This is a genomic window from Virgibacillus carmonensis (assembly GCF_057836705.1).
Genome location: NZ_JBYQFJ010000007.1, coordinates 136,376 through 160,056, shown reverse-complemented (window position 1 = coordinate 160,056; position 23,681 = coordinate 136,376). Strand labels below are relative to the sequence as shown.

Genomic DNA, 23,681 nt, shown 5'->3' with positions numbered 1-23,681 from the left:
AAAAAAGCTGGTGCCTCCATTGAGGCGCCAGCTTTTCCTTATCGTTGAGCTCTTTTCATCTCTTTGCCATATGGCAGTATGTGATAGGCAGTTAGTAAAATTGTTCCAACCATTGAGAAACACCCCATTACAAAGTACAATGTACCGCCACCAAAGGAATCGATCAATGCTCCTCCAACAAGCGATCCCACAATTCCCGAAACACCAAAAAATACAGCGAAAAAAACTAAATGTCCAGTAGATTGTAGTAGTTTTGGAATCAACCGTGAGATATACTGAAATGCAGCTAAGTAAAAGACACCAAATGTTATCCCGTGTAAAAATTGAAGGGCAATGATATAAAGTGGATCATCAATTGCAGCATAGATAAACCACCTTATACTATATAATATACCTGCAAAAATAATAAAAACCAGTGTGTGGTATTTTCTAAACCATTTCCCAGCAAACGCAAAAACGAGTGCCTCACTAGCAACGCCGACAAACCAGGCTAATCCAATCAGGCCTTCACTACCGCCAAGCTGGGCTATGTATAATCCAATGTAACTGTCATTTGCGCGGTGAGAAATCGTGATAAACATGATAATTGCGAGAAAGATGACAAATGGCTTATTTGTGAAAATTTGACTGACATCCTTCAGTTGAATTGGATCAGATTCCACTTTGACATCTGTTAATCGAAAAACAACTAATAAGGCGACTACTCCGAAAAATAAGTACGGCCAAATCATATATTGGATTCCAATGGACGAAAGAACCTCGCCGACAATTAATGATGATGTAGCAAAACCAATGGAGCCCCACATACGAATACCGCCAAAAGAAACGTTAAGATCATCCGCTCGTCGTTGTGCAAGGCTGTCACCTAATGCACCAATTGGTGAAGTGAAGAAGTAAAATACTGCGCCCATCAGAATAATTGCGATTAACTGATCCATTTGAAAGAATAGGACACTACTAAAAAGGAGACCAATGATACAAATTAAGAGCACGCGTTTGACCGTTTTGTATTTATCACTCATATAACCCCAAAAAGGTTGAGCGAAAATGGAAGCTAACGGTCCGACAGCTAAAACCCAGCCTATTTCTGTTCCGTCTAGCCCTTTATGTTTTAGATATAATGGCAAAAAACTAATGATAATGGTATTTGTAGCATGAAAACTAAATAAAAGCATTTTGAGTGGTAGCAACGAATTATTATTGGCCAAAGTTAGCCTCCTAACCTATGAAAAGCTGTTACCAAACTAGTATAAGAGGATGTTCAAAAAGTCACCAAATGATAAATGGCGAATCTCTTCGTTACTCGGCTTTTCAAAACTCTCGTGCCTCGAACTTCTTATTTCTAATTCGGCGACTTTTTGAACAGTACGATAAGTCTAATCTAAGCAAAATACGAAAGTCTTCCCTCTATTTTAGAGAAAAGACTAATCATTTTTCCAAACTTCTTCAATGAACTCATCACGCCCGGATTTTGCTCGATCTTCTTCATATTCTTTTTCATTAGTTTTGTAGAAATCTTGATGGTATTCCTCAGCAGGATAAAAGGTTGTTGCTGGTAAGATTTTTGTTACGATTGGTTTTTTAAATTTACCGCTTTGTTCCAATTCTTTTTTGTATGCTTCTGCAGAAACCTTCTGATCATCATTACTATAGAAAATGGCTGCGCGATATGAATCCCCACGATCCTGAAATTGTCCGCCATCATCGGTTGGATCAATTTGTTGCCAAAATATCGTCATAATTTTTTCGTAATCTATTATTTTTGGATCAAATGTTATTTCCACGGCTTCATAATGACCAGTATCACCAGCCTTTACGGCTTCATATGTGGGGTTTATAACGTGACCACCAATGTAACCAGATACAACAGCATGAACCCCGTCCCACTTATCAAACGGCTTTACCATGCACCAGAAACATCCGCCTGCAAACGTTGCTTTTTGTAAATGCCTTTTCATAAAAATCATTCCCCATTTGTATATTTAATAGAAGAGAATTATAATTTGTTTAACGCTTAAAGAAATCTAAGTTTATCAACTATATCATAAAAAAGGAGTTGGTGGCACGGTGAATGCTCCGCAAATACATAAAATTTTAACTGGAAAAGTCAAACAGTTGGGTGATCCAGAAGCAAGTGATCGTTTAAATAAACGATGGGAAAGTGGTATGTTTAAAAAGGAAGTCGAAGGGAAATGTTGGTTAAGTTTAACAGGTCTTGAGAATGATGAGGTGGCGGATACGAAGAACCACGGTGGGCCAGAAAAAGCACTATTTGCTTATCCAACCAATCATTATTCTTTCTGGCAAAAAAGGTTGAATACTGATGAGATGGGCATAGGTGCGATGGGAGAAAACCTTGCAATAAAAAATGCTGATGAATTCTCTATTTATATTGGTGACACGTTTGAAGTGGATGATGCGATTATTCAAGTTGCCCAACCCAGGCAACCATGCTGGAAACCCGCTCGCCGGTTTCGTGTGATGGATCTTGCCTTGCAGATTCAAAACAGTGGACGGACCGGTTGGTATTTCCGTGTATTAAAGGAAGGGTTTATTTCGAGTGGAAGTTCGTTAAAGCTAGCTGAGCGTTCCTATCCCCAATGGACGATTGCGGCATGTAATGAAGTCATGCATGTTTATAAGGATGATCTTCGTCAGGCTGATGAACTTGCTTCTTGTAATCTATTAGCTCCTAATTGGAGACGAACCTTACATAAACGGTTACGTGGGCAAGAATCATCTGTAAGAAAACGTGTATTTGGACCAAACAAAGAAGGTTAAGGACTTTGCATCAAAAATGGTTGTTTTCATAAAATGATATAAATTTTGTTCACATTACTGGAGGGTTTATCTTGCTTGAAAATGCGTATATTATGGTTGTTATTATTCTGATGATAAACGTTATTTATGTTTCCCTATATACACTTCGTATGATTTTAACATTAAAAGGACGCCAATATATTGCAGCTTTTATTAGTATGTTTGAAATTGTTGTGTATGTAATTGGGTTAGGATTGGTGCTAGATAATTTAGATGAAATTCAGAATATCATTGCCTATGCATTAGGGTTTGGAATTGGCGTTGTTGTCGGATCCAAGATTGAGGAAAAATTAGCACTGGGATACATTACGGTAAATGTTATTTCATCTGATCCAAATATTGAGTTTACACGAAAACTGAGAGATAAAGGATACGGTGTCACAAGCTGGTTCGCCTATGGAATGGATGGCGACCGTTTGGCCATGCAAATTTTGACCCCTAGGAAATATGAATTAAAGTTATATGAGTCAATTAAAACAATTGATCCGAAGGCCTTTATTATTTCCTATGAGCCGAAACAGATAGTTGGTGGATTCTGGGTTAAGCAGGTTCGTAAAGGAAGACTGGGCAAGAAAAATAATACAGTTGAGTATAAACCGAAAGAATAATTACTTTGTAAGGCAAGTGAAGGGTATATCGTCGTATCGACTGACATATTTTCAGAAAGGCCAGAAAACGGGATATCATCTGGTATATTATTCGTTATTATCGATTTAGTGGCTTACCAAAACATTACTAAATAATTGCAACATTCCAATGCGATACAATTCACACTACAATTTTATTGGATATTTAACCGAAAATACTACTATACCAACAAAAAATGACTATCAGATTAGCATACAAATTGATGGTCATTTTTACAGTGCATTTTTAATGTTTGCGATAGATAGCAGAAGGTCGCAAGCATTCTCAGCTTGTTCCTCACTTGAGGGGTCTTGCGTAGCTTATGCCCGTCCAACTACAGCGCCTAGCGATTAGCACGACTTATATATTTAACTAGAGATATATCTATTCGTTACAGCCCCCTCATAAAATCTTCTCAAAAAAATACCAAAAACCGAACAATTATATATATTTTTTATCAATTGTTCGATATTTTGTTGACATTACCACACCTAATTTGATATTCTTAAGCTACAAATGAATACGGTTCCTCATATATTTGCTGAGAATATGGCTCAGAAGTTTCTACCTAGCACCGTAAATGCTGGACTATGAGGGAGGATGAATCGTTGCACATGAGCAATGGTCCGTTTTAATGTGCTAAAGATAGGTCTATTCATCTTCTCTCATAACTGAGGGAGATGAATAGACTTTTTTAATTGATTATATACTATGCGTTTATTAATGAAATGAGAAAGAGGGATTTTATGGCTATGGTTGGTGTAATCATGGGAAGTATTTCAGATTGGGAAACAATGAAGCATACGTGTGACATACTTGACGAACTTAAAATTCCGTATGAAAAAGATGTAATTTCGGCTCATCGAACTCCTGATAAAATGTTCGACTATGCAAAAAATGCGCGCGACCAGGGACTAAAGGTGATCATAGCTGGTGCGGGTGGTGCAGCCCACTTACCTGGGATGGTAGCAGCTCAAACCACGTTACCTGTGATCGGTGTTCCAGTTCAAAGCAAGGCGTTGAATGGACTGGATTCCCTATTATCTATTGTACAAATGCCTGGTGGCGTACCAACTGCGACGGTTGCTATTGGAAAATCAGGTGCGAAAAATGCTGGTATTCTTGCTACCCAGATGATCGGGGCGTTTGATCAGGATGCAGCAGATAGATTGGAAATATATCGGGAAAACATGCAAGCAAGCGTTGAGGAAATGAGGGCTGATCTTGCAAAAAAATAAAGTTATTTTACCGCCAAAAACAATCGGGATTATCGGTGGAGGCCAGCTTGGTCGGATGATGGCCATTGCTGCGAGGTATATGGGTTATCAGGTTGCTGTTCTTGATCCAACACCAAAATGTCCAACTGCACAGGTTGCAGATAAACAGATTACGGCTGCTTATGATGACAAGGAGGCAATCAAGCAATTAACCGAATTGAGTGATGTCATTACCTATGAATTTGAAAATGTCGATTTAGAAGCGGCTGCTTATATAGAAGAAAAAGGGAAATTGCCACAAGGTGCATTTGCCCTTGAAGTTACGCAAAACCGGGAAAAGGAAAAGCAAGTTATGCGTGATGCGGGGCTTCCGGTTCCAGAATTTTTCATCGTGAAAAATGGGGATGAATGCGAGAAAGCCTTAGAAAATATAACGTATCCAGTTGTAATAAAGACTTGTCGTGGCGGATATGACGGTAAAGGTCAGATCAAACTCACAAGTGTGGCAGACGTTAACGAAGCAATGGAATTTGCGGATAAACACCAACACTGCATTATCGAGCAATGGGTTCCATTTGATAAAGAAATTTCCATCGTATTTACTCGTGCGCAAAGCGGGGAAATTGAATTTTTCCCATTTGGCGAGAACGATCATAAGAACCATATTTTGCATCAAACTACTGCGCCAGCAACTATTAGTAACACGATTAAACATAAAGCGACTGATGCAACCATAAAGCTAGCTGAAAAAATGAATATCGTCGGAACGTTTGCGATTGAAATGTTTGTTAATGGAGATGACATTTACTTAAATGAAATGGCTCCACGGCCTCATAATTCGGGTCACTATACAATTGAGGCGTGTAATACCTCACAATTCGCACAGCACATTCGCGCAATATGTGGATTACCTTTAACCAAAGTGGAACAATTACAGCCATCAATTATGGTAAATATCTTAGGTGAAGGTATAGAACACGCACTTCAGTACATGACACATTCAACTGAAGGTTATATTCATCTTTATGGCAAGGATGTAGCGAAAGAAAAACGGAAGATGGGACACATCACATTTATTGCAGAAACGATGGACGAGGTAAATCAACTAGTTAAAACCTATGAGGGGGAAAAGGCATGATAGAACGGTATACGCGAGAAGAAATGGGAAGTATCTGGACGGAAAAAAATAAATTTAAAGCATGGCTTGAGGTTGAAATTTTAGCATGTGAAGCGTGGAGTGAGCTAGGAATTATTCCTGTTGAAGATGTTAATAAAATGCGTGATAAGGCATCCTTTGATATGGAGCGGATCTATGCGATTGAAGAAGAAACACGTCATGACGTCGTTGCTTTTACGCGTGCTGTTTCGGAGACACTTGGTGAAGAGCGCAAATGGGTACATTACGGCTTAACGTCAACAGATGTTGTTGATACAGCACTTTCCTACCAACTAAAACAAGCAAATGAAATTATTCGCAAGGACTTAACTAATTTCGTACAAACCTTAAAAGATAAAGCAAAGGAACATAAACACACCGTAATGATGGGGCGTACACATGGTGTCCATGCAGAACCAACTACTTTTGGTTTGAAGCTAGCATTATGGTACGAAGAAATGAAACGTAATTTGGACCGTTTTGAACAGGCAGCGGCAGGAATTGAGTTTGGCAAGTTGTCTGGGGCGGTTGGAACATATGCGAATATTGATCCATTTGTTGAAAAATATGTATGTGAAAAGTTAGGACTAACACCTGCACCTGTTTCAACTCAAACCCTTCAACGTGATCGTCATGCTGATTATGTATCGACATTAGCGTTAATTGGTACATCCATCGAAAAATTTGCAACGGAAATTCGTGGATTGCAAAAAACGGAAACACGCGAAGCAGAAGAGTTTTTTGCAAAAGGTCAAAAAGGGTCATCCGCAATGCCACACAAACGTAACCCGATTGGATCGGAAAATATGACTGGTATGGCTCGTGTATTACGTGGTTATATGTTGACATCATATGAAAATGTCTCGTTATGGCACGAACGCGATATTTCGCATTCATCAGCGGAGCGCGTTATTTTACCTGACGCCACAATCGCACTCAATTACATGTTAAATCGTTTTTCAAACATCGTAAAAAATCTTACCGTATTCCCGGAAAATATGAGACGCAACATTGATCGTACACATGGGGTTATTTTTTCACAACGCGTCTTACTTTCACTAATCACCAAAGGTATGGCACGTGAAGAGGCTTATGATATCGTGCAGCCGAAAGCAATGGAAGCGTGGGAAACAGAAACACACTTTAAACAATTAATCGAAAGCGATGCACGATTTACAAGCATGCTTACGCAGGCTGAAATTGATGATTGCTTTGACTATACGTACCACTTGAAAAATGTGGATCAAATTTTTGAACGAATCGGATTAGCGTGAGGTGATGATGATGAAGGCTGAATTGATGTATGAAGGAAAAGCCAAAAAGGTTTTTCGTGTGAAGGATAACCAGGATCAACTTGTTTTATCTTACAAAAACGACGCAACTGCATTTAATGGTGTAAAGAAGGATAGCTTTGATGGTAAAGGCAGATTAAATAATGAAATTTCCTCCTATATTTTTCAATATCTTGCAAAAGAAAATATGGAGTCGCATTTTATTGAAAAGCTAAATGAAACCGAACAACTCGTAAACGAAACAACCATTATTCCAATTGAGGTTGTTGTACGTAATATCGCTACAGGAAGCATTACGAAGCGACTAGGAATCAAGGAAAAAACACTTTTCACACCACCACTTGTTGAACTTTTTTATAAAGATGATGCCTTAGGGGATCCGCTTATTAATGATGAACATGCATTGTTTCTCTCAGATGCAACGCGGTTAGAGTTGGATGAAATTAAAGAGATGGCCTTAACGATTAATACCGTTTTACAAAAACTGTTCAACGAAATTAATTTAACACTCGTTGATTTCAAGCTGGAGTTTGGTCGTCTAGAGGATGGCAGAATTGTATTATCTGATGAAATATCACCAGATACATGCAGACTATGGGACCAGGATACACAAGAAAAAATGGATAAGGATGTTTTTCGTCAGGATTTAGGCGATTTACTTCATGTTTATAAAGAAATCTTACATCGACTGGAGGCAAGATCATGAAAAAAGTAACGGTATATATCACATTAAAGCAAGGGGTTCTTGACCCACAGGGAAAGGCAATTCAAAATTCCCTGCATTCATTAGGATACGAAGAGGTACAAGAAGCTCGAGTTGGTAAATTTATCGAATTACAAATTGATGATAAAGAGGATTTAGATGCACGGATTAACGCGATGTGTGACCAACTACTTGCAAATCCAGTAATTGAAGATTTTCGTTTTGATGTGGAGGAGGCTGTTCAATCGTGAAATTTGCCGTAATCGTTTTTCCAGGATCGAATTGTGACCGCGACATGTATCATGCTGCGAAAGAAATCATCAAGGAAGATACCGATTTAGTATGGTATGAAAATAGTAATCTAGAAGACTATGATGCCATTTTGTTACCTGGGGGATTTTCGTATGGCGATTACCTGCGCTCTGGCTCTGTCGCAGCGACATCCAAAATTATGCAACAAATTAAAGAACATGCAGCAAAAGGAAAGCCATTACTTGGTGTCTGCAATGGATTTCAAATTTTACTAGAAGCAGGGTTGCTTCCAGGTGCGATGCTTCGTAATAAAAATTTAGCATTTATGTGTCACCAGGAGCCATTGCAGGTTGTAAACAATAACACGATTTTTACGAGTCAGTACGAAAAAGACGCAGTAGTAAGCTATCCAATCGCACATGGAGAAGGGAACTACTTTTGTGATGATGACACGTTAAGAGAATTACAGAAAAACAATCAAATTGTATTGACATATAAAAATAACCCGAATGGATCCATTGCTGATATTGCAGGAATCATCAATAAAGAAGGAAATGTACTTGGCATGATGCCACATCCAGAGCGGGCTGTTGAAGAACTTCTTGGCAGTGATGACGGTGTAAAGCTTTTTCAATCGATCGTGAACAATTGGAGGGAATCACATGTTGTTAACGCATGAAATTAACCCAGAGAAAATTGAATCAGAAAAATTGTACCATGGCATGGGATTAAGTGATGAAGAATTTAACATGGTCAAAACAATTTTAAAACGTCGTCCAAATTTTACGGAAACAGGCATTTTTTCGGTCATGTGGTCAGAGCATTGTAGCTATAAGACATCGAAGCCACTTTTAAGAAAGTTTCCAACCAAAGCTCCACATGTCTTGCAGGGACCTGGAGAAGGTGCCGGAATTATTGATATCGGCGACGAACAGGCGGTCGTTTTTAAAGTGGAAAGCCATAATCATCCATCAGCGGTTGAGCCATATGAGGGCGCAGCAACAGGTGTTGGCGGAATAATCCGGGATGTGTTTTCGATGGGTGCCCGCCCAATTGCCATGATGAATTCCCTTCGTTTTGGAAATTTGACGACAGAGCGTGTGAAGTACCTTTTTAAGGAAGTTGTTCATGGTATTGCTGGCTATGGTAATTGTGTTGGTGTTCCAACAGTTGGCGGTGAAGTTCAATTTGATGATAGCTATGAAGATAACCCACTAGTCAATGCGATGTGCGTCGGCTTAATCGATCATAAAGATATTCAAAAAGGAATTGCTGCCGGAATTGGTAACACCGTCATTTATGCAGGAGCAGCAACAGGTCGTGACGGGATTCACGGCGCAACTTTTGCATCAGATGATTTAGCGGAAGATGCGAATAAAGATCGCCCAGCTGTACAGGTTGGCGACCCATTTATGGAAAAACTTTTAATTGAGGCATGTTTAGAAGTGATCCATTGTGACTCGCTTGTTGGCATGCAGGATATGGGTGCTGCCGGCCTTACGTCATCCGCTAGTGAGATGGCAAGTAAAGCTGGAACTGGCATGGAAATGAATTTAGATCTTGTACCACAACGCGAGCAAAACATGAATGCTTATGAACTTATGCTTTCTGAGTCCCAAGAACGGATGCTGTTAGTAGCGAAAAAAGGGCAGGAACAAGAAATCATTGATATCTTTGAAAAATATGGATTACAAGCTGTTGCAGTTGGTGAAGTAATTGAAGAAAAAACATTCCGCCTAAAGCAGCATGGAGAAGTTGTTGCAGCTATTCCTGTAGATGCATTGGCAGAGGAAGCACCTGTATACAATATGCCATCAAAAGAAGCCGCATATTTTAAAGGATTCCAAGAGCAGGCGGAAGTTGTGCCAGCTGTGGAAGATCATGCGGATATGTTAAAACAATTGCTCAAGCAGCCGACGATCGCAAGTAAAGAATATGTATATGATCAATACGATTCCATGGTACAAACAAATACAGTAGTAGCACCCGGTTCGGATGCTGCTGTCGTTCGAATCAAAGGAACCAATAAAGCACTTGCTATTACAACAGATTGTAACTCACGCTACATTTATTTAGACCCGGAAACTGGTGGGAAGATAGCTGTCGCTGAAGCAGCACGAAACATTGTTTGTTCCGGGGCGCGTCCACTTGGTTTAACTGATGGATTGAACTTTGGAAATCCAACAAATCCAGAAGTATTTTGGCAAATGGAGAAGAGTGTAGAAGGTATGAGCGAAGCATGTAACTTGTTAGAAACACCCGTTATTAGTGGGAATGTTTCGTTATACAACCAATCAAAAGGAAGAGCGATTTTCCCAACACCAGTCGTTGGTATGGTTGGATTGATCGAATCACTTGATCACCTAACGCCAAGCTACTTCCAAAATGAGGGCGATCTTATTTATGTTATTGGGGAGTCGAAGCCTGAATTTGGCGGAAGTGAATTACAGAATATAATCGATGGTAAATATTCCGGTAAGGCACCAAGTATTGATTTATCAGTGGAAAAAGAACGACAAAATCAATTATTAGATGCGATTCACCAAGATCTTGTTTCTTCCGCCCATGATCTGGCAGAAGGAGGACTTGGCGTTGCACTTGCAGAAAGTATCTTTTCGGAAAAAGGTCTCGGTGTTGAGGTTTCAATTGAAGATGATGCAACAGTTGAGTTATTTAGTGAAACACAATCACGGTTTTTAGTTTCGATAGATTCGGAGAGTAAAGCGAGGTTCGAGTCAGTAATGAAAGACGCTAAACAAATTGGTATCGTGACAGGAACTGGTAACTATTTTGTGCAATCAAACGGAGAGAACGTTATCAATGAAGATGCTAAATCACTTCATTCATTATGGAGAGGAGCTATTCCATGCTTGCTGAAATCAAAGGCTTAAACGAAGAATGTGGCGTTTTTGGAATATGGGGTCATGAGAAAGCAGCAGAAATTACGTACTACGGTTTACACGCCTTACAACATCGGGGTCAAGATGGAGCTGGTGTCGTAGCGACTGATGGGGAAAAGCTTAAATTGCATAAAGGATTAGGTCTTGTGAATGATGTGTTCAAACACGCGAAATTTGATGAACTTCAAGGTCATGCGGCAATTGGTCATGTGCGTTATGCCACACAAGGTGATGGTGGGTATGATAATGTTCAGCCTCTAGTATTTCGTTCACAAAACGGTGGTCTTGCGCTTGCCCATAATGGGAACATAATGAACGGGCATAAACTTCGTGGAAAGCTTGAACAAGAGGGTAGTATCCTGCAAACAACATCAGATACAGAAGTGTTGGCTCATTTGATTAAACGCAGTATATCGGATGACTTTGAAGAAGCAATGATGGAAGCACTTCGCCAGTTAGTAGGCGCGTATGCTTTTATCATACTTGAAGAAGACACGATGTATATCGCAACAGACCCAAGAGGCTTACGACCGTTATCGATTGGAAGACTAGGAGATAGTTATGTTGCCGCTTCTGAATCGTGCGCCTTTGATTTGGTTGGTGCAACACTTGAACGTGAAGTGGAGCCAGGTGAGTTAGTTATTATTAATAAAGATGGCATGCGCACGCGTACATTCCAAGAACCAGAAGCCCGGACGATGTGTGCGATGGAATATGTTTACCTTTCCAGACCAGATAGTGACATAAATCGAGTGAATGTACATGCGTCGCGTAAAAGAATGGGTGTCGAGTTAGCGAAAGAGGCTGCTATTGATGCGGATGTTGTCACTGGTGTACCTGATTCAAGTATTTCGGCTGCGATCGGATATGCGGAGGAAACTGGTCTTCCTTATGAAATGGGAATCATAAAAAATAGATATGTAGGACGTACGTTTATCCAACCATCACAAGAGTTACGTGAGCAAGGGGTGAAAATGAAGCTATCCCCGGTTCGTGGAATTGTGGAAGGAAAGCGCGTTGTCATGATTGATGATTCAATTGTGCGAGGAACAACGAGCAGACGAATTGTCCGCATGTTAAAAGAAGCAGGGGCAAAAGAAGTACATGTACGAATTGCTTCCCCATCGCTTCAGCATCCCTGTTACTACGGAATCGATATGTCGACCCGGGATGAATTAATTGCAGCAAATAATACAGTAGATGAAATAGCCGAAATCATTGGTGCAGACAGCCTTTCTTATTTATCAGAAGAAGGTCTGGAGCGTGCAATCGTGCGTGAGGATTTGCCAAACCAGGGGATTTGCACAGCTTGTTTCACTGGGAATTATCCTGTAAAAGAAAAAGGGCAGAAGGAAATTCAGTATACAAGACTATAAAATTTTTTCTAATAAAGGTGGGGTCCCAAATGTCTGATGCGTATAGAGAAGCAGGAGTCGACGTGGAAAAAGGCTATCAAGCTGTTGATTTAATGAAAAAGCATATTGCCAAAACGAATCGCAAAGAAGTTCTTGGTGGTGTTGGTGGATTTGCAGGACTGTTCGACTTAAGCGGATTTAGCTACAAAGAGCCTGTGTTAGTTTCTGGGACAGATGGCGTCGGAACAAAGCTGAAGTTAGCGTTCCAACTTGATAAGCATGATTCTATTGGAAAAGATTTAGTTGCGATGTGTGTCAATGATATCGTCGCACAAGGAGCACAACCCTTATTTTTCCTTGATTACATTGCTTGCGGAAAAAATAATCCAGAAATGATTGAACAAATTGTTGCAGGTGTTGCGAATGGCTGTGTTGCTGCAGGCGCAGCATTAATAGGCGGAGAAACAGCTGAAATGCCTGGTATGTATCAGGACAACGAATATGATGTCGCTGGGTTTGCAGTTGGTATCGCAGAAAAGTCAAAACTAATCACTGGTGACCATATTAAAGCAGGTGATATTGTTATTGGTCTACCATCTAGTGGCATTCATTCCAATGGGTATTCGCTGGTACGGAAAATTGTTGCTGAACTAGATTTGGCTGACTCGTACCAAGGACTATCAAAGTCACTTGGTAAAACACTTTTAGAACCTACAAAAATTTATGCAAAGCCTATTCACAAGCTTACACAAACAGTTGAGGTAAAGGGGATTTCACATATCACTGGCGGTGGGTTCTATGAAAATATTCCCCGGATGTTACCAGCTGGATTAGGAGTAGAGATAGATCGTGCTAGCTGGAATGTGCCAGAAGTTTTTACTTTCCTGCAAAAACAAGGCGATGTTTCAGATTATGATATGTTCGGTGTCTTTAATATGGGTATCGGAATGGCAGTAGTTGTCGATCAGGGTAAAGCGGATTATGCAATAGATCTCCTGCAGGAAGCTGGGGAAGCAGCTGTTGTTATCGGTACTGTTTCAGAACATGAAGGGGTTCGTTTCACAAATGACTAATAAAAAAGCAGCTATATTTGCTTCTGGAGCAGGCAGTAATTTTCAAGCAATTATGGATGCGAATCAAGGAAATGAACTTGGTTGTGACGTTGTATTGCTAGTATGTGATAAGCAAGGTGCCACAGCTATTGAAAAGGCGGCTGAATTTGGAGTTCCAACATGTGTAATTGATCCGAAAGCTTTTCCTACAAAGGAAGCGTATGAGAAGAAAATCGTGTCCGCGCTACATGTGGCGAAAGTAGATTGGATCTTTTTAGCAGGTTATATGCGAATAGTTGGTCCAACCCTTCTTCAGGCATATGAGGGATCTATCATAAACATTCACCCATCATTATTACCTGCATTTCCTGGACTTGACGCAATCGGACAAGCATTTCGTGCACGTGTTCATACAACGGGAGTGACGATTCATTTTATTGATGAAGGTGTCGATACTGGACCGATTATTGATCAGGAAGCGTTAGAAGTATTACCTAGTGATACCGAAGAAACGCTAAAACACCGGATTCAAGAAATTGAACATCGATTATATCCAAAAGTCATCAGGCATGTACTAAATAGATAATAGCGAGGAGTTTTTTTCCATGACGAAGCGTGCACTTATAAGTGTTTCTAATAAAGAGAATATCGAAACTTTTGCAAAAGGTTTAGTGGAACTGGACTACGAAATCATTTCAACTGGTGGAACACTAAAGGCTTTACAACAAGCAGGTGTTGCTGCTAGCGCTGTTGAGGATATCACTGATTTTCCTGAAATTTTAGATGGCCGTGTAAAAACATTGCATCCTTCTATCCATGGCGGATTATTAGCAGACCTGAAAAACGAAAAGCATCAAGCACAGCTGAATGAGCATAACATTACACCAATCGATTTGGTTATCGTGAACCTCTATCCATTCCAGGAAACGTTAGCAAATGAAAACACGACAGATGCAGATAAAATAGAAAACATTGATATCGGCGGCCCGACAATGCTTCGTGCAGCAGCAAAAAACTTCGCGCATGTAGCGGTAATTGTTGATCCTGCTGACTACACAGGTATTTTGACAGCGTTGAAGCAGGGTGAGTTAGATGGGGGAAAACGCTTGGAGCTTGCAGCGAAAGTATTCCGTCATACAGCACATTACGATGCGTTAATTGCAGGTTATTTTAATGAGCAAACAGATGCCCAGTATCCAGATACGTATTCTGTTACCTATGAAAAAGTACAATCGTTACGCTACGGGGAAAACCCACATCAACAAGCAGCTTTTTATAAAGATGCAAAGGCTTCTTCGTATAGCCTAGCTAATGCTAACCAGCTGCACGGTAAAGAATTGTCATACAATAACATTCAAGATGCAAACGCAGCACTCGAAATATTAGCGGAATACCCAAGACCGACAGCAGTTGCAGTGAAGCATATGAATCCATGTGGAATCGGCGTGAGTGACTCAATTGTGAACGCTTTTGAAAAGGCTTATGAGGCTGATTCGATTTCAATTTTTGGTGGTATTGTTGCATGTAACCGACCAGTGGATCTAGCTACAGCTAAATTACTACGTGAGATTTTCCTTGAGATCGTCATTGCACCTAGTTTTACAAAAGAAGCGTTGGAAATTTTAACCGAAAAGAAAAATATCCGGTTGCTTGAGGTTTTGATGGATCAGGGAAGTAATCATTCGCAAAAAATTACAAGTGTCACTGGTGGACTTTTAGTGCAGGAGCAAGACAAAGGCATCACTAGTCAAGATGAGTGGACATATCCAACAGAGCGCAAACCATCTGAAAATGAAGTAGCTGACTTGTTGTTCGCTTGGCGAGCAGTTAAACATGTGAAGTCCAATGCGATTGTTTTGGCAAAAGGCAATCAAACAATTGGTATTGGTGCTGGCCAAATGAACCGAATTGGCGCCGCTACTATTGCTATCGAACAAGCTGGCGATAAAGCTACGGAATCTGTTCTTGCGTCAGATGCATTTTTCCCAATGCCAGACACAGTTGAAGCAGCCGTGAAAGCAGGAGTTACCGCAATCATTCAGCCAGGTGGTTCCAAGCGCGATCAAGATTCAATCGATGTGTGTGATCAACATGGAATCACGATGGTTTATACAGGAATGCGACATTTTAAACATTAAAACCGTAAAAACGAAGCGTGAATCGTGCAACAAGTCTGGAAATCGCGCAACAATCCATTATAATCGCGCGATTTCAATGTGTTTCCGGATATAGCCTGTTTTTGGGAGGAGTAATCATATGAACGTACTAGTAATCGGAAAAGGCGGACGCGAACATAGTATTATTATGAAGTTGGCAGAGAGTGAGCGTATTACTAATCTCTACGCTGCACCGGGAAATGGTGGGATTGCACAACATGCAACCTGTATCGCTATTAATGAGACAGAAATAGATAAATTGATAGATTTTGCCAAGACGAACCAAGTGGAATTAACTGTCGTTGGACCTGAAAATCCATTACTAGATGGAATTGCTGATCGTTTCCAAGCAGAGGGATTGAAAGTGTTTGCCCCAACAAAGAATGCAGCTTTTTTAGAGGGTTCTAAAAGTTTTGCCAAGGAAATGATGCAAAAATATAATATACCTACTGCAGGTTATGCAACATTTACTGATCCCGAAGCGGCAAAAAATCATATCAAGGAAAAAAGTGCACCAATCGTAATTAAAGCGGATGGCCTGGCTGCTGGAAAAGGTGTTGTCGTGGCTGAAACAGTGGAAAATGCACTAAGGGCAGTTGATTCTATGCTAGTCGACAAAGCTTTTGCAGAAGCAGGAGAAACTATTGTGATTGAAGAATGTTTAGTAGGAAAAGAATTTTCATTAATGGCATTTGTTCACGAAGGAAATGTTTACCCAATGATACCAGCACGCGATCATAAACGTGCATTTGATAATGACAAAGGTCCAAATACAGGTGGGATGGGTGCATATGCTCCGGTTGAAGATATTACTTCAGATATAGTAGCCTATACAACACGTGAGGTTTTGCAAAAAACGGCAGATGGAATGGTTGCAGAGGGGCGTCCATTTACAGGTATCTTATATGCTGGGTTAATGCAAACAGCAGACGGTACTAAGGTAATAGAATTTAATACACGTTTTGGTGACCCGGAAACTCAAGTTGTCTTGCCTCTTTTACAAAATGATTTGCTGCAAGTATTCCTTGATGTATTGGATGGAAAAGATCCACAGCTTCAATGGGAGGACCGAGTTGCGTTAGGTGTAGTTGTTGCATCAGAAGGTTATCCGGGATCATACGATAAAGGTATACAACTCCCAGAATTTCAGCAAGAACAAAAGTCCTACATTGTTCACGCTGGTACTAAGCTGGTCTCAGGTGCTCTGGTCTCAGATGGCGGCCGCGTTTTATTAGCTGGTGCGAAGGAGTCTAGCATTGGTGAAGCTAGGGAACAGGTCTATCAGACACTTAGCACGCTAGATGGCACAGAAGGATTTTTCTACCGAAAAGATATAGGTAAACATAGCTAAAGCATCCTCAAACGGGGATGTTTTTTCTTATTTCTTTAGTTATCACAAAATAGTCACTTTCGCACACGAAAACTTTAGTGTGTGAAAGTGAAATATATGATACGATATAGAAAATATGAAATTGGAGAGTTGTTTTATGGTGGAGAATGGATATCATTGGCGGAATCGTGAATTACGTGAACATGTTGCAGTCATTGATGGCAAGGTTGCGCCAACAAAGGTCTTAACAAATGGAATTTACTTAAATGTATATACAAAACAATGGTTAAAAGCAAATATATGGATTTTAAAGGATCGAATCGTTTATGTTGGTGATAGATTGCCAGATCAAACGAATGAGGTGGAACTAGTAGACTGTGAGGGTCGTTACTTAGTACCAGGTTATATTGAACCTCATGCACACCCATACCAGTTATACAATCCTGAGGAATTGGCAAAGCATGCAGCGAAATTCGGCACGACTACATTAGTAAATGATAATTTAATGTGGCTTTTTTTATTAAATAAAAAGAAAGCGTTTACTTTGATAGAGGAGTTTAATAAACTACCAATTTCTATGTTTTGGTGGGCTCGTTTTGATTCACAAACGGCATTACAGGATGAAGAAGAGATATTTAACAGTGAAACCGTGTTATCATGGTTAGAAAATCAATCTGTTGTACAAGGTGGCGAGTTGACTGCATGGCCGCGGTTACTTAGGGGCGACGACCGACTTCTCTACTGGATGCAGGAAGCAAATCGATTAGGAAAACCTGTCGAAGGTCACCTTCCTGGAGCATCTGAAGGGACACTTAACAAAATGAAGTTACTGGGTGTCACAGCAGATCATGAATCGATGACAGCAGAAGAAGTCATGACACGCCTCCGATTAGGCTTCCAAGTAGGTTTACGCTATTCATCTATTCGTCCAGATCTGCCAGAAATTTTGGAAGGACTTGTATCTGAAGGGATGAACACCTATGAGAACCTGACGATGAACACAGACGGCTCAACACCAGCCTTTTATGAAGAGGGTTTAATGAATGTTTGCGTCGCCATTGCAATTGAAAAAGGCGTTCCTCTTGAAGATGCCTATCTGATGGCAAGCCACAACGTTGCGAAGCACTTTGGCTTTGCCGATGAGCTTGGGGGTATTGCACCTGGAAAAATTGCACACATTAATATACTAGAGGATAAAGTTAATCCACATCCTATCAGTGTATTAGCCAGTGGAAAGTGGATAAAAAAAGATCACGTCGCACATAGCCTCAATAACCAATTGGATTGGCAAAAGCATAGCGTTGGTCCTCTGAAGTTCGACTGGACGTTAACCGAAAATGACTTGCAATTTTCGATTCCAATTGGTCTTGATATGATAAATGATGTTATCATAAAACCATATGCAATTAAGACCGATGTTACCCTCGAGCAATTGCCTGATACGAACAATGACGCTTTTCTTTTACTAATTGACCGCCATGGGAAGTGGCGAGTAAATACAACTTTACGCGGCTTTACGGAAAAATTAGGGGCAATCGCAAGCACCTATTCCACAACAGGCGATATCGTATTTATAGGAAAAAATAAACAGGATATACTTCTTGCATCAACTAGGCTGCAAGAGCTTGGAGGCGGAATTGTTGTTGTCCATGAAGGTGAAATTATCTTTGAACTGCCCCTTTCATTGGGTGGAATCATGTTCGATGGAAAAATGGATGATTTAATTGCCAAAGAAAAAGAACTGAAACGTACGTTAAAAGAATATGGATACGCATATAGTGACCCAGTCTATTCCATATTATTTTTATCAGCGACCCATCTGCCATTTATTCGGATTACACAGCGCGGAATTATTGATGTGAAGAAAAAAGAAGTACTCTTCCCAGCAATCATGCGTTAACGTATACTAATTAAAAAGGGTGTGAGTGAACCAATGAGAAAATCATTTTTTTATTTGATTGCTGCACTGGTTATCCTGCTTGTGGGATGTTCAAAAGACGAAGGGAACGCAACCAACAATCAAGATAAAGAAAATGCAGTCGAGGAGAAAGCAAACACCCCAGAAGTGCATGAATCAGCTGAATTTGTTTACCCATTAACTGGAATGGAAGCAGATAAAGAAGTAGGGAATCGCGCAATTGGAATTATGGTAAATAACCATGGAAAAGCACGGCCGCAAACAGGATTATCGAAAGCAGACATTGTTTTTGAGATACTAGCAGAAGGTCCAATCACCAGGTTTCTAGCATTATTTCAAAGTGAGTTGCCTGATGTAGTCGGTCCTGTCCGAAGTGCACGTGAATATTACTTTGAATTAGCAAACGGATATAACGCCTTGTATGTTTACCATGGTGCTGCAAACTTCGTAAACGACATGATACAAGAACGTGGTATTGAGCATTTAAACGGTTCCTTGCATGATAATGATGGACATTTATTTAAGAGGGAAAGTTTTCGCGAAGCACCACATAATTCATATGTGCAGGTTGGAGCCATTTACGATGTAGCAGAATCAAAGGATTATTCAGTAAAGGCTGATCATAAAGCCCTGCCGTTTTTGGGGGAAAGTGAAATAGAAGATCTCGCAGGTGATCCTGCATCCCATATTAAGATTGTCTATTCCGATCAACCAGAAGAAATAGTGGAATATGATTATGATGAAAAGTTAGGGGAATACACCCGGCACAGCGATCAGGATCAAACAGTGGAATTAAATTCAAATGAACCTATTCTCGTCGATAATATTTTTATTGTGAAAACAGACCATGAAGTAATCGATGACGTGGGCCGACGAGCAGTTGATCTTACTTCAGGTGGGGAAGGCTACTTGATTCAAAAAGGAAAAGTTAAAAAAGTAAATTGGAAAAATCAAAATGGCAGAATTATTCCTGTTAAGGACGGGAAGCCAGTAGGATTTGTTCCAGGGAAAACATGGATCAACGTTGTTCCGTTAAATACACCGGTACATGTTACGAAATAAACGGGAGGGATCAATTTGCAAATTGATAAGTTACGGGGAAAGCAACTAGATCAATTATTTGATGGAATTCTTTCATTAAATAACCGGGAAGAATGCTACCAATTCTTTGATGACATTGCTACCATGAGTGAAGTACATTCCATAGCACAGCGACTGCAGGTAGCGAAAATGCTATCAGAAGGTTTAACATATAATTTAATTGAAAAAGAAACAAAAGCGTCAACTGCAACCATTTCAAGAGTAAGACGATGCATTAACTTTGGTAGTGACGGCTACCAAATGGTGTTGGATCGACTAGCTGAAGAAGAAAAGTAACTATAGTTGTCACAGCTGGATTCTACTTCGGCTGTGGCAGCTATAGCTATTTTTTGCGTAATCGAATTAGAGGCTATCGCGCTCGTTCCACTAAATCAATGTTCGTTCCAGGATATCAACACTCATTCCGATAAATCAACGCTCGTTCCAGGATATCAACACTCATTCCGATAAATCAATGTTCGTTCCAGGATATCAACACTCATTCCGATAAATCAACGTTCGTTCCAGGATATCAACACTCATTCCGATAAATCAACGTTCGTTCCAGGATATCAACACCCGTTCCGATAAATCAACGCTCGTCCGGATAAATCAACGTTCGTTCCAGGATATCAACACTCGTTCCACTAAATCAATGTTCGTTCCAGGATATCAACACTCATTCCGATAAATCAACTACCCCACGACTTTCCTTTCTCTCGGTTGTCCACAACATCTTCAAACCTTATATTTTTAAATCCTTTAAACTAATTAAAGCTACAGCTTTTACAAAGTATAAAAAAGATTATCCTTTTCCTAAATTCATTCACCGATTTTTGCTATAATAGGACAAGGAATATAATGATGGAGGATTTACTACCTTGCAAAATTCAATGAAAGACTTTAACCATATATTTAAGCTCGATCCTGCAAAAGAAATTTCAGAGGAAGACCTGGATAAAGTTTGTGAATCTGGGACAGACGCAATCATTGTCGGTGGAACAGACGATGTGACGCTTGATGGTGTGTTAGACTTGTTATCACGCATTCGCCGGCATTCTGTTCCGTGTATTTTAGAGATCTCGAACTTGGATGCTATCACACCGGGATTTGATCATTATTTTATTCCGATGGTGATGAATAGCCGTGATAAAAAGTGGATGATGGATATCCAGCATCAAGCGATTAAACAATATAAAGACGTCATGGATTGGGACGAAATTTTTGTTGAGGGCTATTGCATTTTGAATGAGAATGCGAAGGCTTTCACACATACAAATAGCCAGTTACCAGATGACGCGGATGTAGCTGCATATGCTTATATGTCTGAGCACGTTTTCCATTTACCGATTTTTTACATGGAGTATAGTGGTACATATGGCGATCCAGCACTCGTTAAAAAAGTAAAAGAGCAACTAGATAACACATTGCTCTTTTATGGTGGCGGAATTGAAAATAACTTTCAAGCAACAGAAATGAAAGAACATGCAGATGTAATTATCGTTGGAAATAGCATCTATACAGATTTGAAAAAAGCACTGAAAACCGTTAAAGCGGTTAAAGATTTGGAAAAAGATAAATAAGGTGGTGTCGTTGTGAGTCAGACTATGGACGACTTATTAAACGGATTAAATAATGAACAACAACAAGCAGTAAAGCAAACAGATGGGCCTTTATTAATTATGGCTGGAGCGGGAAGTGGTAAGACGCGCGTTTTAACACATCGCATCGCCTATTTATTGAGTGAAAAAGAAGTATCACCAAGAAGTATTTTGGCAATTACCTTCACCAATAAAGCGGCTCGCGAAATGAAATCACGTGTCAGCAAACTTGTAGGGCCTGAAAGTGAACAAATTTGGGTATCCACTTTTCACTCGATGTGTGTCCGGATTTTACGTCGGGATATTGACCGAATTGGCTACAACCGAAATTTCACTATTTTAGATAGTGGTGATCAGTTGTCAGTCATTAAACAAATTCTTAAGAACCTCAATATTGATCCGAAAAAGTTTGAACCAAGAGCAATGCTAGGGGCAATCAGTAATGCAAAAAATGAATTAATAACACCAGAGGTATATAGCAACGATGTAGGCAATTTCTACGATCGTCAAATAGCGCAAATTTATACGTCATATCAAAAAACACTACAGAAAAATCAATCCCTCGATTTTGATGACTTAATTATGCAAACGATTCACTTGTTTAAGCGGGTTCCAGAGGTATTGGAAAGCTATCAACGGAGATTTCAATACATTCATGTTGATGAGTATCAGGATACAAATCATGCCCAATATTTCTTGGTAAAGCAGCTTGCATCACGCTTTCAAAATATTTGTGTTGTTGGAGACTCCGACCAGTCCATTTACGGATGGCGCGGTGCTGATATTACAAATATTTTAACCTTTGAAAAAGACTATCCTGCTGCAAAATCAGTTTTTCTAGAACAAAACTATCGATCAACGAAAGCGATTTTATCAGCTGCAAATAAAGTGATTGGTAACAACACGGGACGTAAGCCAAAAAATCTTTGGACGGAGAATGATGATGGTAAAAATATTCATTACTTCCAAGGCGGAACAGAACATGAGGAAGCATTTTTTGTTACGGATAAAATTCAGGAACTGACACGTCAATATGGTTATTCACCAAATGATATTGCAATACTTTACCGGACGAATGCGCAATCCCGTGCAATTGAGGATACATTAATGAAATCAACCATCCCTTATCAAATGGTTGGAGGAACAAAATTCTATGAGCGAAAAGAAATCAAGGACATGGTTGCCTATTTGCGTTTAATAACGAATCCTGACGATGACTTAAGCTTTGAACGAGTAGTGAATGTGCCAAAGCGTGGTATTGGGAAAACGTCTGTTGAACGCATTCGCGCACATGCTGCAGAGCATGGTATTTCCTTTTATGAAACTGTGAAGGAAATTGACTTTGTAGGTGTTTCAAAAAAAGCAGCACAGGCTCTCGCAGAATTCGGTGCATTAATTGGTTCACTTTCGCAGCAACTGGAATTTTTAACAGCCACTGATATGGTTGAAGCGGTTTTAAAGCGGACAGGCTATGAAGAGTCGCTAAAAAGAGAGAATACAATTGAATCACAAAGTAGGTTAGAAAACCTGGAAGAGTTTATGACAGTTACACAGGACTTTGAGGAAACAAGTGAAGAAGATAAAACGCTTGTAACATTTCTGACTGATTTAGCTTTGATAGCTGATATTGATAAAGTAGAAGACGAAGAAGATGTATCAGATGAGAAAATTACGCTTATGACCTTACATGCGGCCAAGGGACTCGAATTTCCTGTTGTTTTCTTAATTGGATTGGAAGAGAACGTATTTCCACACAGTCGGTCCATGTTTGATGAAGATGAAATGGAAGAAGAGCGCAGACTTGCTTATGTGGGGATTACCCGAGCTGAAAAAGAACTATATGTAACGCATGCAAAAATGCGTACATTATATGGTAGAACAAACATGAATCCAATTAGTCGATTCATTAATGAAATACCTGAAGAACTTATCGATGGAATAGAAGAGGCAAAAGCAGCCATGTTTGGCGCGCGCAAGCCTATGCAAGATAAGGCTGCTCCCATAAAACGAAAAGCACAAAAATTACAAACAACAACGGGTGCTGAAAACGAGACATGGGCAACTGGCGATAAAGCATCTCACAAAAAATGGGGTGTTGGAACTGTCGTGAAAGTTCAAGGTGCTGGTGAAGCGATGGAGCTTGATATTGCGTTCCCAGCGCCAACCGGTATTAAGCGGGTATTAGCAAAATTTGCTCCAATTACGAAACAATAGGAGGTGCC

At 40.0% G+C, this 23,681-nt stretch carries 21 protein-coding genes and 1 riboswitch; of the genes, 19 read left to right on the top strand and 2 right to left on the bottom strand.

Features of this window, described 5'->3' with window-relative positions:
* Window positions 1-38: 38 nt before the first annotated feature.
* Window positions 39-1,208 carry an MFS transporter gene (locus AC3G7N_RS08050; RefSeq protein WP_489421632.1) on the bottom strand — a complete coding sequence of 390 codons (1,170 nt, stop codon included), beginning with the start codon at window positions 1,206-1,208 and terminating at the stop codon, window positions 39-41.
* 216 nt (window positions 1,209-1,424) lie between these two features.
* A complete protein-coding gene (gene msrA / locus AC3G7N_RS08045) occupies window positions 1,425-1,958 on the bottom strand; it encodes a peptide-methionine (S)-S-oxide reductase MsrA (protein ID WP_489421631.1) in 534 nt (177 codons plus the stop codon).
* Between the two features lie 109 nt (window positions 1,959-2,067).
* Between msrA and AC3G7N_RS08040 the strand changes: the two genes are divergently transcribed.
* From AC3G7N_RS08040 to pcrA, 19 genes are all read left to right on the top strand, one after another.
* On the top strand, window positions 2,068-2,781 hold the full coding sequence (locus AC3G7N_RS08040; protein ID WP_489421630.1) for an MOSC domain-containing protein: 714 nt from the start codon (window positions 2,068-2,070) through the stop codon (window positions 2,779-2,781).
* Window positions 2,782-2,852: 71 nt separating this feature from the next.
* The gene (locus AC3G7N_RS08035; protein WP_489421629.1) at window positions 2,853-3,428 is read left to right on the top strand and encodes a DUF2179 domain-containing protein; all 576 of its coding nucleotides are present in this window, start codon (window positions 2,853-2,855) and stop codon (window positions 3,426-3,428) included.
* Window positions 3,429-3,957: 529 nt separating this feature from the next.
* Window positions 3,958-4,058: riboswitch (purine riboswitch) on the top strand.
* Window positions 4,059-4,193: 135 nt separating this feature from the next.
* Window positions 4,194-4,685 carry a 5-(carboxyamino)imidazole ribonucleotide mutase gene (gene purE, locus AC3G7N_RS08030; protein WP_489421628.1) on the top strand — a complete coding sequence of 164 codons (492 nt, stop codon included), beginning with the start codon at window positions 4,194-4,196 and terminating at the stop codon, window positions 4,683-4,685.
* Window positions 4,672-5,802 carry a 5-(carboxyamino)imidazole ribonucleotide synthase gene (gene purK / locus AC3G7N_RS08025; RefSeq protein ID WP_489421627.1) on the top strand — a complete coding sequence of 377 codons (1,131 nt, stop codon included), beginning with the start codon at window positions 4,672-4,674 and terminating at the stop codon, window positions 5,800-5,802. The genes purE and purK overlap by 14 nt, the downstream gene beginning before the upstream one ends.
* Window positions 5,799-7,094 carry an adenylosuccinate lyase gene (gene purB, locus AC3G7N_RS08020; protein ID WP_489421626.1) on the top strand — a complete coding sequence of 432 codons (1,296 nt, stop codon included), beginning with the start codon at window positions 5,799-5,801 and terminating at the stop codon, window positions 7,092-7,094. Before purK ends, purB begins: the two co-directional genes overlap by 4 nt.
* Before the next feature lie 10 nt (window positions 7,095-7,104).
* Complete coding sequence (gene purC / locus AC3G7N_RS08015; protein WP_489421625.1) at window positions 7,105-7,818, top strand: phosphoribosylaminoimidazolesuccinocarboxamide synthase; 714 nt, start codon at window positions 7,105-7,107, stop codon at window positions 7,816-7,818.
* Window positions 7,815-8,066, top strand: coding sequence for a phosphoribosylformylglycinamidine synthase subunit PurS (gene purS / locus AC3G7N_RS08010; protein WP_489421624.1), 252 nt, complete (start codon window positions 7,815-7,817; stop codon window positions 8,064-8,066). Before purC ends, purS begins: the two co-directional genes overlap by 4 nt.
* Window positions 8,063-8,746, top strand: coding sequence for a phosphoribosylformylglycinamidine synthase subunit PurQ (gene purQ / locus AC3G7N_RS08005; protein WP_489421623.1), 684 nt, complete (start codon window positions 8,063-8,065; stop codon window positions 8,744-8,746). Before purS ends, purQ begins: the two co-directional genes overlap by 4 nt.
* Window positions 8,730-10,958 carry a phosphoribosylformylglycinamidine synthase subunit PurL gene (purL, locus tag AC3G7N_RS08000; RefSeq protein ID WP_489421622.1) on the top strand — a complete coding sequence of 743 codons (2,229 nt, stop codon included), beginning with the start codon at window positions 8,730-8,732 and terminating at the stop codon, window positions 10,956-10,958. The genes purQ and purL overlap by 17 nt, the downstream gene beginning before the upstream one ends.
* Window positions 10,934-12,343, top strand: a complete 1,410-nt coding sequence (gene purF, locus AC3G7N_RS07995; RefSeq protein WP_489421621.1) for an amidophosphoribosyltransferase — start codon at window positions 10,934-10,936, stop codon at window positions 12,341-12,343. The genes purL and purF overlap by 25 nt, the downstream gene beginning before the upstream one ends.
* Window positions 12,344-12,372: 29 nt before the next feature.
* Window positions 12,373-13,395 (top strand): phosphoribosylformylglycinamidine cyclo-ligase, encoded by a 1,023-nt coding sequence (purM, locus tag AC3G7N_RS07990; RefSeq protein ID WP_489421620.1) that lies wholly within the window; start codon window positions 12,373-12,375, stop codon window positions 13,393-13,395.
* The gene (gene purN / locus AC3G7N_RS07985; protein ID WP_489421619.1) at window positions 13,388-13,960 is read left to right on the top strand and encodes a phosphoribosylglycinamide formyltransferase; all 573 of its coding nucleotides are present in this window, start codon (window positions 13,388-13,390) and stop codon (window positions 13,958-13,960) included. Before purM ends, purN begins: the two co-directional genes overlap by 8 nt.
* A 19-nt stretch (window positions 13,961-13,979) precedes the next feature.
* On the top strand, window positions 13,980-15,512 hold the full coding sequence (gene purH / locus AC3G7N_RS07980) for a bifunctional phosphoribosylaminoimidazolecarboxamide formyltransferase/IMP cyclohydrolase (RefSeq protein ID WP_489421618.1): 1,533 nt from the start codon (window positions 13,980-13,982) through the stop codon (window positions 15,510-15,512).
* A gap of 118 nt (window positions 15,513-15,630) precedes the next feature.
* Window positions 15,631-16,881: a phosphoribosylamine--glycine ligase gene (gene purD / locus AC3G7N_RS07975; RefSeq protein ID WP_489421617.1), complete on the top strand. Its 1,251-nt coding sequence runs from the start codon at window positions 15,631-15,633 to the stop codon at window positions 16,879-16,881.
* Window positions 16,882-17,017: 136 nt separating this feature from the next.
* A complete protein-coding gene (locus AC3G7N_RS07970; RefSeq protein ID WP_489421616.1) occupies window positions 17,018-18,760 on the top strand; it encodes an adenine deaminase C-terminal domain-containing protein in 1,743 nt (580 codons plus the stop codon).
* Between the two features lie 33 nt (window positions 18,761-18,793).
* Window positions 18,794-19,840: a DUF3048 domain-containing protein gene (locus AC3G7N_RS07965; protein WP_489421615.1), complete on the top strand. Its 1,047-nt coding sequence runs from the start codon at window positions 18,794-18,796 to the stop codon at window positions 19,838-19,840.
* A 15-nt stretch (window positions 19,841-19,855) separates the two neighbouring features.
* Window positions 19,856-20,155, top strand: coding sequence for a YerC/YecD family TrpR-related protein (locus tag AC3G7N_RS07960; protein WP_489421614.1), 300 nt, complete (start codon window positions 19,856-19,858; stop codon window positions 20,153-20,155).
* Window positions 20,156-20,751: 596 nt separating this feature from the next.
* The gene (gene pcrB, locus AC3G7N_RS07955) at window positions 20,752-21,441 is read left to right on the top strand and encodes a heptaprenylglyceryl phosphate synthase (RefSeq protein ID WP_489421657.1); all 690 of its coding nucleotides are present in this window, start codon (window positions 20,752-20,754) and stop codon (window positions 21,439-21,441) included.
* 24 nt (window positions 21,442-21,465) lie between these two features.
* On the top strand, window positions 21,466-23,673 hold the full coding sequence (gene pcrA / locus AC3G7N_RS07950; protein WP_489421656.1) for a DNA helicase PcrA: 2,208 nt from the start codon (window positions 21,466-21,468) through the stop codon (window positions 23,671-23,673).
* The last annotated feature ends 8 nt before the right edge of the window (window positions 23,674-23,681 follow it).